A 16,602-nucleotide genomic window follows, 5' to 3' on the forward strand; every position below is an offset into this window, starting at 1 on the left:
CTATACATCTTCATGAAGTATAGAAGTTTATTATTAAATTTAAACACTTAAGAATTTCTCAATAGCCTGTGAGCAAGGCACAAACTTCACTACATTTACTGTAACAATGTCAGACTTAATATCCTCTGAAACTCCGTCGTTTACAGAAGCTACACAGTAGAAGTAGCAAACTCCCTCGTCACAGTCGCCTGATACAAATTTGTTACCTGCGTCTGCATTGTTAGAAATTTCTATCGGGTTTGTTCCCGAAGCGTCGTCGCAGATATACCATGTATAGGTAATATTATCAGCTCCTGTTGCCTCAACTTCAAGCTCAAGCTGTGTTCCGGCAAAGATTGTCTTATTTATCGGAAGATTCTTTGACCAAGAAAGGTTCACAACATTACCGATTTTTACGTTATTGCCCTCAGCATAGGATGTATATCCTGATACTGTCAAAGTTTCAGCCGCAGCCTTAACAAATTCGGTATTGGAAACATTAGCAATAACTCTTCCGGCTGTCATGTTTGCACCTGTAACGGAAATCTTATCTGCACCTGCAAGGTTTGCCTGTACGGAAATAGCCTTTCCGCTTGGAAGGTAGATTGTATTATCAGACAATGATGGTTTGCCGGTAATCTTTACTGTACCGTTATTATTGTGAACAGCTGTTCCGCCGTTTGCAATATTTCCGGACATTGTAACATTGCCGATATTAACTGTACCTGAACCGTTCATATAAACATTTCCGGTTCCGTTTGTCTTATTATTCTTTACAGTTCCACCATTGAAAGTTGCGCTTCCGTTTGAAAGCCAAACAACGCCGCCGTTGCTCTGTCCGTTGTTATTGTTTATTGAACCGCCGTTCATAACGAATACTGAGCTATTATCAACACAAATTGCTCCACCAACATCACCTGACTGGTTTCCGGAAATTCTTCCGTCATTCATAGTCAAGTATGATATGTTATTCATATAAATAGCGCCGCCAAAACGTTTTTCATAGTTATTTATAATTGCGCCGCCGTCAATAATAACCTTTGTATTGTCGTTGCTTATTCTCATTGCACTGCCGAATGAATTGCTATAATTATCATTGCAGTTATTCTGAAGTACAGCATTGTCGGAAAGTGTAAGTGAACCACCGGTTACAAGAACCATTGTTTCCTGAGAGGATATTCCTCCGTTGTGTACATTTCTTTCCAAGACACCATCGTAATTTAAATCCCAAATAGCACCGCCGTCGATTGTAATATTTTCAAATACCACATTTCCTGCTGTAATTTGGAACAATGGTACATTTCTTGTATTTGATGTACGTTTTACCTGCATTCCTGAAAGTGTTATGCTCTTGTTGATTGTGATAGAAGAATCAAGGTTGATATTCTTGAGTATTTCAATTCTATCTCCGTCCTCAGCTGCGGTTACAGCCTCATGCAAGGTACTATAACCTACGCCGTCAATTTTTGCAGTGTAATTTCCAACGTCAACGCATACAATGTCACTTGTTACGGAAATCGCTGTATTTTCGTTTCCGTTGCTGTCATTGTTTGAAACAACTACATAGTAGAATGTTTTTACATCGTTTGTAGGCTTATATGTTGATGCAGTAGCTCCGTCAATCTTTTGAGCTCCTTGTGTTGAATCAGTAGTGTTTAAATACCACTGATAGCTGAGAGTTCCCTCATCGCTGATTGTTGCTTCTACTGTAAGAGCATCTTTTTCAGCGCCCGTTGCATAAACATTACCTACAGGCTGTTTTGTAATTTCAGGTGTTGCCGGAATTACTCTTACCGGGAATGTATATTCAATTACAGTATTATTGAGTGTAACTGTAATATTTTTATTTCCTGCTGTTGTGCTGTCTAAGTCTGAAACAGTGTACAGTGAATCTGCCAGCTCAATTTCCTGTCCATCTGTTGTTACACCGATAACCTTCATACCTGTAAGGTCAAGGCTTTCACCAAGATGATAGTCAAGCTTCTCAGGAAGTGTAACATTGATTGATACAATATTATTTGTAACCGATTCTGCTGTAAAGTACTTAAGTCCCTCAACCTTGCCGCCTGCTGCAATCAATCTATTGAGCTCTGTTGCATAGGCGTCTGTAGCAACATAAATCTTTCCTCTGTTGTTTTCATCATTTGCAAAAGCTCCGTTTTCAACAACGAGGTTTGCAAAATCTGTATGCTCGTTGAGGTAGATTTCTTTAAGGTTTGTACAACCCTTAAACGCGTCTGCCTTTATGTCTGTAACTGTAGCAGGAAGGTTTATTCCTATAATGTCAGTTTGATTTTCAAATGCGCCTGTTGCATTTGCACTGTCTTTGCTTATACCTATTACGGTAAATTCAAGGTCACCAACCTTTACAGTTGACGGAACTGTAACAACTGAATTAGGCTCTAATTCATCTGCTACGCCGCTTACATAACACTTATACTCATTATCAACAGACTCATAGCGCAGACCGTTGTATGTGATATAAGGATAAACAAGTACTGAGAATGTTGTGGAAATATCAGCAAGTCTCTGATATTCAACTGTAATCTTCTTTGTACCTGAGGTATTGCTAAATCCTGAAGACTTAACAATATAATCGTATGACTCAAGCTCTTCAACTGTGCCGTCGGTATATTCTACTGATACAGCTATACCTGTTGTATCCAGTGCATCTCCGAGATAATATATAGCCTTTTCAGGCACCTGAGAAACTATTATGTTTTTAACATTTTTTGTAACCTCAACATTAAATGTTGCAGTCTTTGTTTCATCAGCTGTGTAGGTAACTGTTACCGGAATTTCACTGCCGTTTTCAGTAAATGTGTTCGGAGCAACAGTATACTGATTATCAAAGAGATATCCCTGTGAACCGTCTGTATAGTTTGCTTTTACAACAAGACCATCGGTTACAATATTATCTCCAACAAAGTAACGTGTCTTTTCAGGAAGATGGTCTACAAAAATATCACTTACTTTTTTTGTATTCTCCGAAACAGTTACAGTAAACTCCGCAGTTGCCTCACTGTTCTGTGAGGATGTTACGGTTATTGTTTGCTCTCCCTCTGAATCGAAAATAGTAGGACTAAACTTGAGGAGTGAGTTGCTTATGATACTTTGTGTTCCGTCGTCAAAGGTAGCCATAACCTCAAGACCTGTTGTATCCAGCTCATCACCAACAACGTATTCTGTTCTGTCAGGCTTTGTTGTAATTGCAATGCTTGCTATTGCCTTATTCTCAACAGTAGTATCTTCGAAGAACTCAAGCATTGATGCTGAACCGAAGTTTCCTACTGCCTGAGCGCCTCTTACCTTTATATACTGAGTATATACCGGGTTATAAAGCTCAAGAGATTTTTTGTTTGCATTATTACCCCAGCCTGTAGCACGTCCGGACAATGTCCATGAGCCGTCCTCACCGGTAAGGCTTGTATAAATTTCGCATGTCTGGAATCGTCCGTTTCCGTTACCAGACTGAACAGGTGTGTAATCAAAACCTGTAAGGTAAACCGGCTCGTCAAGCTTTACAATAATATATCTATCATTGTCGCCGCCTGCCCACCAGGTATGCCAGTATGTGTTTATATTACCGTCAAGAGCATTTTTAGCGCTTCCGCTCTTGTCTACCTGTTCGGAAGAACATCCAATATATTCAACTCTGTTTAAAGGAATATATTTTCTGTTGTCAGAATCCTTGTCATAAGTAAATGTAAACTCTGTTTCACCACTCTGCAAGGATGTTCCTGCTGCTTTCTTTCTTACAGAAATTGTAACGTCACCGTTAAATCTAACGTCACTTGTCATATCATGCCATTCTGTTTCGCCTGATATTTTATATTCCAGATTAGCTGTATTACCTGTAATTCTGTTTTCATTGTCGTTTCTATACAATCCGCTCGGCAGTGAACCTGCTGTGATATCTATTGTATAGTAACTTGTTGTACCCTGAAGTCTTACGTGAATGTCTTTTTCAGGAGTTATCATTGCAAGCTGCTCGTCTGTGAGCTTAAACTCTTTACCTGTGCCGAGATTTATCCAGCTTGCTGATGATGAATCACCTGGATTACCATTAAGGAAAATCAAAACTTCATTTCCGCCTGAATACATCTCATTAAGTACAAGTGTATTTGCCTTGTCACCGTCAAATGAGAATGTAGCCATCTTAAAGTTATTGTTGCCCAAAAGGTGGTTAGCCATTGTACGGCATGCAGTATCCTGGAGTGTATTTGCGCTTGTAGCATTTTTAGCTCTTGTAAGAGCCATTGTCTGACAGCTTGAAACCTCACCACGATAAAGTTCGCTTGAGCCTACATTTGGCTTTATAAGTCTTTCAAGTACGTCCCACATTGGAAGCGGGAAGTAAGTAAGAGCATCAGAAATTTCAACTGCAAGCTGTGAGAACTCACTTGGACTCTTTCCAGCCTGCTTGTAAGCATCAATAAGAGCTATCCAAGCATCAAGGTTGATATTCTGAACATTCAAAGCCTCTCTGTAAATTTCAATTCTCTTTTCAGGGTCATCCTTATACATATCAGCTATCTTAATGAGCTTTTCAGCTTCATAATACTTGTCAGGCTGGTTCAAAGCTGCCTGTGCAAGAAGAACATAGCTTACCTGATATGCGCTGTCCCAGCTGTAGCTGCCCCAGCCGTTGAGCATTCTTTCGCCCTTTTCTGAACCAGTCCAACCGGAAATATCGTTGTGAATTCCCCATGTACCGGTTGTATTGTCAGAAGTTGTGGCAAACTGCAAGTATGCTGCGTGTCCAGGCTGACCGATAACAACGCTTGGGATACCGAAAACAGTATTGAGGTTTGAACCTGTCTTTGAAATACCACCGCAAACTGCGCCGGCTTCAAATACAACCCAAAGCTTAACCTTTCCGTACTCAACGTCTATATCGTATACGTCTATCTTTCTCTTATCCTGAACATTGCTTGATGAAATGCCTGTTCCAAGATACTGATTATCAAGCTTCCACTTTTCTTCCCAAGAAACCTGGTTTTCAGCAGAGTAGAATCTCGGCTGATTATAGTTAAAGCCCATTGTATATGTTATGAAGTAATAAGGACCAGGTGTATAGTTGTTTTTATTTATCTGTTTATTACCTATATTGGTATGATATCTTACATAATAGTTAAGCCATTCAATCTGGTCGTCACTGATTATGTTGTTCATAACCCAGCGCATCTCTTCTACTTCAAGGTTTTTAAATACGTCTGTTATAAGCAGCTCGTTATCATAGAGTTTCTTATAAATTTCGTATCTTCTTACTGGGTCTGATTTCTGTGAACTATCCTGCCAGAAATAAACATCAGCAGAATGTGTCAAAGACAATGTAATCATCATCTTTTTATAGAGAGAACCGTTTACAGGGTCTGCCAAATCCGCCTTATGTTTTGTATACAAATTCTTCAAAACATTAAGTGATCTGGTATATGAACCGTCCGGCTTACCTCCGCCGATATAAAGGCGCAATGCCTCAATATCATTCATGAACCACTGAAGTGTTTCGATGTTTTCCTCATTATAAAGGAATGAGCTCAATACTGCGTATGTAGCATTGCTTACGAAAGTTCTCTGGAGAAGAAGAAGTTCATATTCTTCGTCCTTCAAAAGCTCTGTATAGGATGTTCCAGGATGCTCTGCTTCATAAGCCTTCAGCTTTTCATCGTAGTACTCTACTCTGTTTATAAACTCGCTTGTATCAATCGGCTCATAGTCAACTGTTGCAAGCATTGCATCAGCTACAACTGAATGGTCGGAAGCATTATTCCAGTTAGCTCCTATTTCAATTTTGATATAGTTTACTCCTGTCAAATCCAGGTCAACATATACAGCCTCAGATGTACCCTTGAGCACTCCTGTGGTCTTTACATTCTTCCAAACTGTATTATTGCCGTCATATGTTTCGGCTGTGTATATTTTGAAAATAACACCGTCGCCGTTAGAACCCTGTGAAAAGTCCAAACCAAGGTATGCGATAAATCTGTTGTAATGGTAATACTTTACATAATCAGATACATCATAAACCATATTGGCAGCTGCGTGTGCGCCAAGTCCCTTCATGAAGTACTTTCTCTCTCCGTCAACCTTAAGAGAAATAGTGCCACCAGATATATTTGTATCATATTTTACTGAACCGCCGTAGCCTACGCTTGAAGTTATCAAGTTAGCTTTCGGCATATCTGTAACATAGATATGATCACCACTTGCTTCAGGATAGGTTCCTGCTTCTGCTACCTGCCATGCAACTGAAACCAATTCTCTTGATGACTCTGTTACAGTGATAGCTACTCTTATATATTTATTAAGGTGTTCTTCTGTTATTGTAAACTCTGAATATGCAGCTCCGGCAATGTCTGTGAATTCTCCATCTTCGGTATCGCCTACCTGCCACTGATAGTGTACAGACTCTTTATATCCGCTGAGGGATGCTGTCAGAACACTGCCTACCTGTGGAACACCTGTCATGATAGCCTGAACATCAACAAAAACAGGCTCTGAGAATACATAACCGCTTAAGTCAGTCACATCATTTTTTGCATTTGATGAATCATCATATTTAATACCAACTCTTATGTAGCTGTTGATATCAAATACACTTATATTGTATGTGGATGAGTAATCCTGGAATTCTATGTTGACATAATCGCCTTCTGCGCTTTTTCTCTGCCATACATACTTAAATGAAGCATTTTCCGCAGTATAGTTTGTCTTAGCTGTAAGGGTAGTGCCTATTACGCCCTGTCCGTCCAGGTGAGCTTCAAACAGTCCCTTATATGAGCTTGATATGATTGTTCCTGAATATGTTTTTGATTTATCTCTCAAAACAACTCTCAGGTAACCGTTTTTATCCTCTTCTCTTATTCTATAAGTACTTGCTGTTGCGCCTTCGATATTTGCAAATGTTGTACCGTCTTCGCTGTACTGCCACTGATATGTAAATTCTTCGGCATTTGAATCATACACATTCACACTGAGTTCCTGTCCCGGAACAGCATTACCTGAAATATCAGCTCTTCCGTCAAGAACAGTGCTCTCATCTCTCAAAAGAATAAGTTCAGATGCACTTGCCCAGTTGCCAAATGTAGATGATGTGAATTCAAATCTCATTTTGCCTTTGAATTCAATTGTTTCAGGGAATGTAAACATAATATAGCCTGAATTTTCTGAGGATTTTGCAACACCTACTTCAACATAGTTCTGTTCGTCCTCAGCCATATAAATTGTAAGGGTTGTCGGATAACCTCTGCCCTTATAGCCGTCCTGACGTGTTGCATAAAGTATTCTGTCTACCTTTACGGAATCAACAAAAGTAAATTCAAGGTAGTTGTTAACTCCGCCTCTGTTTGTTTCCCAGAAAGTATTCCAGTTTCCGTCAAAAGCTTTTTCAACTGTATTATTTCCATAGCTTCCATAGCAGCTTGCTACATTTCCGATATAACCGTCTGCGCTACTAGTTGTTTTATAACCAACCGCATATTTATCCCAATATGCAGGTGTCATAACAACATCATTGGAACCAACTGTTGAAACAGTTATTCTATTATGGCAAACAAGCTTCGCAACATTACTTACCGCATTTGATGTAACTGTCTCTCCCTTTGTATCGGTAATTGTATTTGTAGCAATTACATAATAATAGTATGTTCCTGCCTTTGAAGTGTTTTCGCAGTAGCTCGCTTCTGTTGCTCCTGCAATAGCTTCATCGGTTTCAGGGCTTACCACATTATCTGTACTTCTGTACCACTGATAAGTAACTGTACCCAAGTCAACTGTTGTTGCATTTGCAGTAAATACTGCGTCGTCGCCTACAAAGCAGTCAACATTGTTTGGCTGTGTGTTAAATGTAGGTGTAGCGGCAACATCCTTAGAAATCAATTCAACTCTTGCAGTTTCTGATTTTACATCAGCCGCATTACCGCCGCTTACAATACAGAAGAAGTTGTAAATGCCAAGTTCTCTGTCATTTGTATTCAATGTGATTGATGATGAAGTTGCACCCTCAATCTTTTCAGCCTTATTTGTAGAGCTGTTTATTTCATACCACTGATAATTAAGAATTTCATCAATAATAATACCATCATTATCAGAAGCTATTTCAGCTGTTACTGAAAGAACATTTTCATCTTCTTTATACATTACTCCGCCTGTTGGCTGCTGTGTAATTGTAATTGTATCTGTTGCTGTTCTTTCCCAATGTGCATAAAGATTATGGTTTGACTTTGTTACAACACAAGAGCCGTCCTCAACCTTATTTCCGCCTTCAGCAGCGTCAAACCAACCGAGGAACTTGTATCCGTTTCTTTGGAGTTCCGGTAAATCGTACTGTCCCATAAAACGAACGCTTTCGGCTACTGTTTCACCGTCAATTCCTGTATGCAAAGTTACAACAAAAGTGTGCTCAAAATAAATTGCGTTGTAAAATGCTTCATCATTTGTTGCATTAGCAATGATATTTCCCAGGTTGGTGCTTCTTGTAACATAAACATTACTTAAAGTTCCGCCATTTTCTCCTGTAACTACACTCTTATTGTTTTCAAAAGTTATCTTTGTAAAGTCTGCGTCTATTCTGCCTGTGCCGTTATCTGTGCTTCTGTAGATAGCACCGCCGTTTCCTACAGCACTGTTACCTGAAAATCTTCCGCCGTTTACAACAAGATTTCCGCCTGTAGCGGCAATACCACCGCCGTTTGTTCCGGCATAGTTGTTTGAAATAACGGCATTATCAGAAATTGTAACCATTCCGGCAAGTGAATAAATACCACCGCCAAATGTTCCGGATGTATTGTTGTTAATAGAACCGCCGGAAATATTTATTGTTCCGCCGTTTATAATCATACCGCCGCCGTTTGTTCCGGAATAGTTATTTCTGATTTCTCCGTCTGTCATGTTCAGCGTACCATTTATAAATACACCGCCGGCACGTCCTGCGGTAAAGTTATTTTCAATAACACCGCCGCTGATTGTAAGAATTGTGCCTGTATCTGCACAGATACCGCCTGTTGATGTACCGCCCTGGTTTCCGCTTACTACACTGTTTCCGGTGATATTGATTCTACTGTTTGAAGATGATGAATACAATGCACCACCGTGTGAACTTGCATAGTTATCTTTAATCTGGCTGTTGTCATTCATATTAAATGTACCGTTTGACATTAAAACAGCACCGCCGCTTATACCGTTTGCAACGTTATTCTGGAGAGATGCGCTTCCGTCTAATGTTACAGTACCACCGTTGCTTATGGTAACAAGAGGCTTGCTTGAGCTTCTTCCTGTATTTCTTGAACCTCTGCCGAGATATTCTTCATAATACATACCGTTCTTTACCCAGATTGCACCGCCGTCAATTGCAACATTATTTACAATGAGATTACCACCGTTTACAACAAACGCTTCATTTCCGAAATTATTTGCCAAAACAATTCTTGGAACAACGCCGTCAACCGGAGTTGCTGTAACAGTAAGATTAACACCGCTGTTAACATTTATTGTTTCTGTAAGTGTTACGTCCTTGTAGATTTCCAGAGTTCCGTCATAGCTTGCTGCCTTCAAAGCAGTTATCGCCTCTGAGAAGTTTGAGTACTTAACACCGTCAAAAGCAGCAACAGCGTCTGTAACAACTATTTCTGCTCTGTCTGACTCAATTGAACGTGCTTCTTTATCGCCGTTTTTATTTGTAACAACGCAGTAGTAGTAATATGTACCTGAAACCTCATTGTCAACTGAGATTATCGCGGTATTCTTTCCTGTGAGCAATTCGCCTTCTGACTCACCGTCTTTAGCAACATACCACTGATATGAAAGTGTTCCATTATCTGTAACCTTTGCTTCAACGGAAAGAGCAGCCTGCTGTCTGATATCATAGGTTCCGCCCTGAGGCTGTGAAACTATCATAGGAATTTCTGACAAGCTGTCGTTTACAACTCTAACAGCAACAATGTCAGAAATTGAATTCTGAGCCTTATCGGCAGAAACTTCACAGTAATAATAGAAAGTACCCTCGACGTTTGTATCAGGATTGTATTGTTTCTCTGTTGCGCCCTCAATCGCTGTTGGGTTACTTCCCTCAGCGTCGTCGCATTTATACCACTGATAATGAACCTCAGTTCCTGTCAAAGATTCAGCTTCAATTGACAAGGATGCCGGTTCATTCATGCTTACTTTCTCTATTGACTGGGGCTGAGTGTTGATTTTTACAGGTGCGTACTTTACAACAACCTTTGAATTTACAAACTCAGATACCATTTTTTCGTCAACAGACTTTATCTTTTCTGCATCAGTTGCCTTAATTGTGTATCCTGAACCTGTGAACACGGTTGTTCCATCAGTTGCAGGTTCTCCGCCGTAGCTAAAACCAACTGAACCTGTAATAGCTCCGTTTACTATAAGGGAAACTCCACTTGGAATATATATATCCCCTACTGTTATGTTACCTCTAAAGCTTACGTGGTTTGTGCTTGTGTATATATCGTTTCCGGAAGTTGTTGCAGTATTTCCGGTAATTGTACCGCCTGTTAATTCCAAAATTCTGGCAACAGTATTAGGACTATTTTCTCCATAAATACCACCGCCGTAAGCTGCGCTGTTTCCGGTGATTGTACCGCCGCTTATGGTGGTTTTGCCGTCTGCCCAGAAAAATCCGCCGTTTCCTACAGCTGTATTTCCAGAGTGATTACCTCCGCTTATGGATGCAACACCGCCGCCGTAGTTATAGATACCGCCGCCATTTCTGCCTGCGCTATTGTCGGAAATTTCAGAGCTTGCATATACATAAGTAAAACCGTTGCTGCATATAGCACCGCCGTCCACATCGGTATGGTTTCCTTTTATGGTACCATAAATGTGTATCTGTGAGTTGCCTCCGGCACTTGTATAAACAGCAGCACCGCTATTTTTCGAGTTATTATTTCTGATAACACCATTGCTGTTCAGATAAAATCTACCGTTTTCTACTTTTACAGCACCGTATGCAGAAGCTATGTTTCCACCATCAATAATAACCTTACCGCTGGCTGTTCTGGAAACATTGAAATTCGCTCCGCTTTGAACCTTAAACATAAAGTCCCCTGTAAAGCTCTGGCTTCTTTTGAGAACAACTGTTGTTCCTGCTTCGGCTTCAATGGTAATATTTTTGCTAATAAGTATTGTTGATGAAATCTCCTGATCTCTCAGAACATATACAACACTGCCTGATGTTGCCGCTTGAATTGCAGAAGCCAAGTCTTCGTAAGCTGTACCGTTAACCATTGCTGCGTCTGTTCCGTGACCTGCCATAACTATATCACTTATAATGCTTACACCTGTTTCAGCGTTTGTAACCTTTACAAAATAGTACTTCTTCTGACCATGTTCAAGGTTAACAACATAACTGCTTGATGTTGCTTCGGCAATTTCAGTAGCTCCGAAAAGTGAATTTTCATTATTTTCGTACCACTGATAATTTAATTCAGCGCCGTCAGAAGTTGCCGTAACACTGAGAGTAATGTTACTGTCACTGTATCCGCCCTTAGGCTGTGAAGTGATTTCAGGTCTTGTAGCTATATTCTCGTAAAACTCTATTTCAGAAGCTGATGCAAAGTTATTGTCCTTTACAGTTTTGTTGGCAACAAGCTTAACATATTTAGCTTCAACAGTAGTTATAAACTCAATAATCTGCTCTCTGTTCGGATTTGACCAGGTCCAAGCGCCACTTGCAGCCTCTGCCCATTCCTCAGCTTCCGTGTTTTTAGTGTAAACTGTATAGTTAAGGAATGTTCCGTTATCCTCGTCATAAGCACGACGGACATATTTGATTTTTGTAAGCTTAACAACGTCGTTAAACTCAAATGTAATATACTTTTCCTGGTCATTTATATTCCACGCAGTATGCCACATTGTGTTTAAATCGCCGTCAAGTACGTTTTCTTTTTCTCCGCCATAACCTATAGCCTGACCGGAGCTTCCGTTTGCTTCTGAAGAAGCTCCTGTAACTTGAATTCGGTTACTGTCGATTTTGCCGCTGATTATTTCTACAGCTTCTTCAACCTCAGTAGTTTCTTCAGCGGAGTATTCATCTATCTGAGACGATTCAAGAGAATTTACCTCTTCGGAAGCCGCCTGAGTTGTCTCTTCTGCAGTCGTCTCCTGAGTCTGGGACTGTGTTGACTGCTCTTGAGATGTTTCGGTTGTCACAGTTTCAGAGGCTTCTTCCGCAGACACAGAAAATGCCGGAATTGATGTTGAAAGCATTGTTACCGCCAAAATTCCGGATAAAATTTTCTTTTTCCAGTTGCTCAATTTTTTACTCCATTTCCTTTTATTTACAGTGTTTCGGTACACCGCATAAAACCTGCCTGCCAAGCTTTTCCTATTTTCCTACAAGAATAATAGGTATTTATTCCCAATAAAAAGGAAACCACAATCACTGCGAGATTAAAATATACAACAACCCATTTACTCAGAAAAATCTCAAAGCAAAAGTAATTTCCGTATTCGAAATAAAACAGCCTTTCAGGTTAACAAATATACTAACAATAGCGTAAAAACCGCTGTTGAAAAGAATATCGTCATAAGGCAAATAAAATACCTTTTCGCTCTTTTCTGATAGAGTATATCATAACAGATTTTTTATTGCAAGTACAATTAAATGATAAATATATCCATTTTTTATATCTATTTACTTGTTTTTTACGTTATTGTAGAAACCTTTAAAAAAATCAATAAATTTAAATTTTATTGGTAAATCAGTCACAAAAATTACCGTTTCCTCTTTTGAAAATTTTTCCTTAATTTAACAGGATTATTTTGTGACATTGCACAAAGAAAGAACCGAGAGAAATTCTCCCGGTTCTTAATAACTATAGATTGATATTAATAATCAAATATTTTTAAACTTATCAATAGCCTTTGAGCATGGATAGAAGTCAGAAACCTTTACTTCGCAGGTTTTTGAAGTTTTAGGTCCAGCTGTACTCTCATCACCGTTGTCAATTACACAGTAGTAATATGTAGAACCTATTGTAAGACTATTAAGTTCTAATGTATTTGTAGTATTTTTTAACAATTGAGGATTTTCACCATCCGCATTGCATGAATACCACTTATAAGTAACATCAGTACCTGTTGTTTCAACAGACAGACTGACGCTTACTTTTCCTGTTTGATCTGCAATCACGGTTTCGTTTGTAGGAAGATTAGTCGTATAATTAGCAGCAGTACCATATTTGATTTCTGTACCTGAATGATATACAACTCTGTTATCTGGTTTAGGAACTTTAATATGTGAAATTATATTAGAAGCCTGTGTTTCATTATTTGCTACACCAATCTTATGTTCATTCTTATCTGCACCCTGAACAATAACATTAATATCATTCTCTAAATCACAAGTTTCTGAAAAACGAAGGTATATGCTATCAGTTTGATTTGATTGCATATATATATTTGTATCATCAGAGAATTTTGGATTACCTGTTATAGTAACTATGCCATGGAAATAATTAATACCAGTTCCTACTTTTATGCCACCGACAGTTTCACTATCAGCAACAGTATTTCCGCTCATAGTTACATCGCCTACATTTACTTTTGAATTTGTTCCAGCAAGATAAATTACTCCATTGCCTTTTCCTTCATTATCTTGGATAGTTCCGCCATTCAAATTTACTGTGCCTGCTGCGTTTATAAATATTACGCCGCCGTTGCCGTATCCTTCATTATTTCGGATAGTTCCGCCATTCAAATTTACTGTGCCTGCTGCGTTTATAAATATTACGCCGCCATTGCTTCCCTGTGTGTTATGATTTCCATATATTTCGCAATCGTAAATATTTATTGTGCCATTTTCTATTGCAACAGCACCGCCGCCTTTATAAGATTCATTATTATAAATCTTAACAGCTGATTCAGCTTCAGTTCCTATATTTAATGTACCTGCGTCTACACAAATTGCACCGCCGCCGCGGGCATTAGCTCCGGAATTATTACTTCCTCCGCATTTATTATCATGTATCTGTGCATTGCCATTTATGTTCAGAGTCGGAGCAGTTCCCCAAATTGTTATGGCGCCTCCTCTGCTCTTTGCATAGTTTCCTGCAATTTCTGCATTTCCTGAAACATTCATTGTTCCCTGACCACATGCAGCTCCGCCATTGAAGCCATCGGGATTCGCTGTGTCATTATTATCATTTCTGTTATTTAAAATCTTTCCCTTAATATTTACTGTGGAGTTTGGAGCAAAAACAATAGCACTGGCGGCAGCATCGTTATTCTGCAATGTTGCTCCCGCTTCTACTGTAAATGTTGAATTTGCAGCAACATTTACTATGTTACCCGAAGCTCTAATACCTCCATTGGCAGTATCATTTGCAGCTCCAGCAGCAGGCGTACTGTCTTCACCCTCTAATTTCCAAACAGCACCGCCGTCCACAACAACATTATCAAAAGTAAGATTGCTATTTGAATTGACATTAAACATACTATTTGTGCAGCCTGAAGCTCTTTTTATTATAAAAGGTGTTTCACCAGCACTTTTTATCGTCAGCTCTTTATCAATATTCAAAGATGAATTCAAATCAATATTTCTTAAAACTTGAATTGTCTCATCAGAAGCAGCCTCTGTAATTGCATCAGAAAGAGAACCATAATAATTTCCGCCCTCTCTTTCAATCATGGCTTCTTCAGACTGAACGTAAACCATTTCACTAAATACAGAATTATTTTCTCCCTTTGTTACTTTAGCGAAATAGTATACACTTTCTTCCTTTGACGGTGTTAAATACGTACGTGTCTCATCCTGTAATTCAACAGCACCTTCATATGATGCAGTTGAATTTTTATACCATTGTATAGAAGCGTCACTGGCAGTACCTATTGTAATCTGTCCATTCTCATCAAAAACAGGCTGCTGAGTTATAAGTGTTTCACTTGATAAATCAACAAAGAATTCCGCCTCGCCGATAGCAAAAGTTGCTCCAGTATGAACCACATTATCTTTTGGATGGAGTTTAACATATCTTGCATTTACAGATGGTTCTAAGGATATGGCAATGTCATAAACACCATTGCTACTTCTGTCAATATGCTGAACCTCAGATAAAACCCAATCGTTATTATCGGTACTTGTCCAAACTTCTAAATCAACTGGAACACCATTTCCGTTGCTTTCATCTCCACGTGCATAATAGTATGTAACTTTTGAAAGATTATACAATGAACCAAGATCAAAAGTCATATATCGTTCATTATCAACAATATCCCAGTTGGTTTCCCAAAAATTAAAAACATCTTTTTGATGAATTTTTTGTCCATCTATCGCCATATTATGCGGTTGAACAGGTGCCTCAGAAGAATAACCTATTATGGACAAACCATTATCTGTATTAATTTGAGTTAATCCACTTGAAGCATCCGACAATTTTACATAAGCCGGATTGCTGTTTACAGAAATAGTATTTCCATCAACATTTTGTGTTACTTTTACAAAGTAATATGTCAGAGTTGCCGTAGGATTAACTGTAATGGAAGCACTTGTTCCTCCACTAACTTCTGTAGCTCTACTTATATCATCAGTATAACTATACCACTGATATGTAAGTCCAGAAGTACCATCACTTGCTGTTGCTTCAACGCTTAAAGTAACTTCACTATCACTAATAGACGACTTGGGCTGCTTTATAATATTAGGAAACATATTCATATCTTTATATATTTTTATTTCTGCAGCATTAGCGAATCTATCATCATGACTACCATTATTACCATATGTATGCTCAGCATGAATTATCAGTTTATTGGTCATTACAGGTGTCTCAAAAGACATAATTTTTTCATCATCATTATTGTCAAAATGCCATGTACCAACAATATCTGTACTATTTTCTCCGACATCTATATTACCATCATTATCTTTATCAGCATAAACTACACAATCCTCAAATCTGCCGTTTGTTTCACCAGAAGAAGTATCATTACCAGATCTTGGCGTATATGCTATCTTGGATATAGGTTTAATATCATCAAAAGTAATCATAACAGATCTTACTAAGCCGGTATTATCTGTTGTATCGTTTGATTGAGTCCAGTTTGTATGCCAATAATCGCTAGTATTATTATTGAAAGCTTTTGTAATTTCAAATCCAGACTGCACCGAAGAAGGTACTGTTGATATTATTTCGGCATTTGTAATCAGTTCTGAACTCTCTGTTCCTGAATCCCCCACGGCAAAAGCGAAAGATGATGAGGTCAGCAATAAAGACAGGACAAGCACTGCTGATAATATTTTATTTCGCAATTTTTTCATGCTTTTTACTCCTTTTCTTTTTTAATTTCCTGAATTTAAGTCACATTTCGTTTTAAAAGGCATTATCAAAATTTTAAACAGGAAATTTTTTAAGATAAAATATTTTTTATAACTTCATACATACAAGCACTTCATATGTATTTATTAAAGCTAAAGCGATATTTAAATTAGACTAAATCAAATAATACATCATATATAATTACAAAAATAACAAAAAACAGAAAACAAAACATATTTTAGAAATACATATACAACAACCAACTCAAACAACCCGGAAACTCGCCTTAAAATCTGCTTTATTTTCCAAATCTCATTGTTAAATCACATATATAATGCATTTT

General features: G+C 38.5%; 2 protein-coding genes. Both read right to left on the reverse strand.

Features of this window, described 5'->3' with window-relative positions; all coding sequences use genetic code 11:
- Nucleotides 1-39: 39 nt before the first annotated feature.
- On the reverse strand, nt 40-12,258 hold the full coding sequence (locus CGICJO_RS00290) for a discoidin domain-containing protein (RefSeq protein ID WP_486499212.1): 12,219 nt from the start codon (nt 12,256-12,258) through the stop codon (nt 40-42).
- 580 nt (nt 12,259-12,838) lie between these two features.
- Entirely contained in the window at nt 12,839-16,261 is a 3,423-nt protein-coding gene (locus CGICJO_RS00295; protein WP_486499213.1) for a discoidin domain-containing protein, read from the reverse strand.
- Nucleotides 16,262-16,602: the final 341 nt, after the last annotated feature.

The organism is Candidatus Limousia pullorum, from assembly GCF_057405065.1.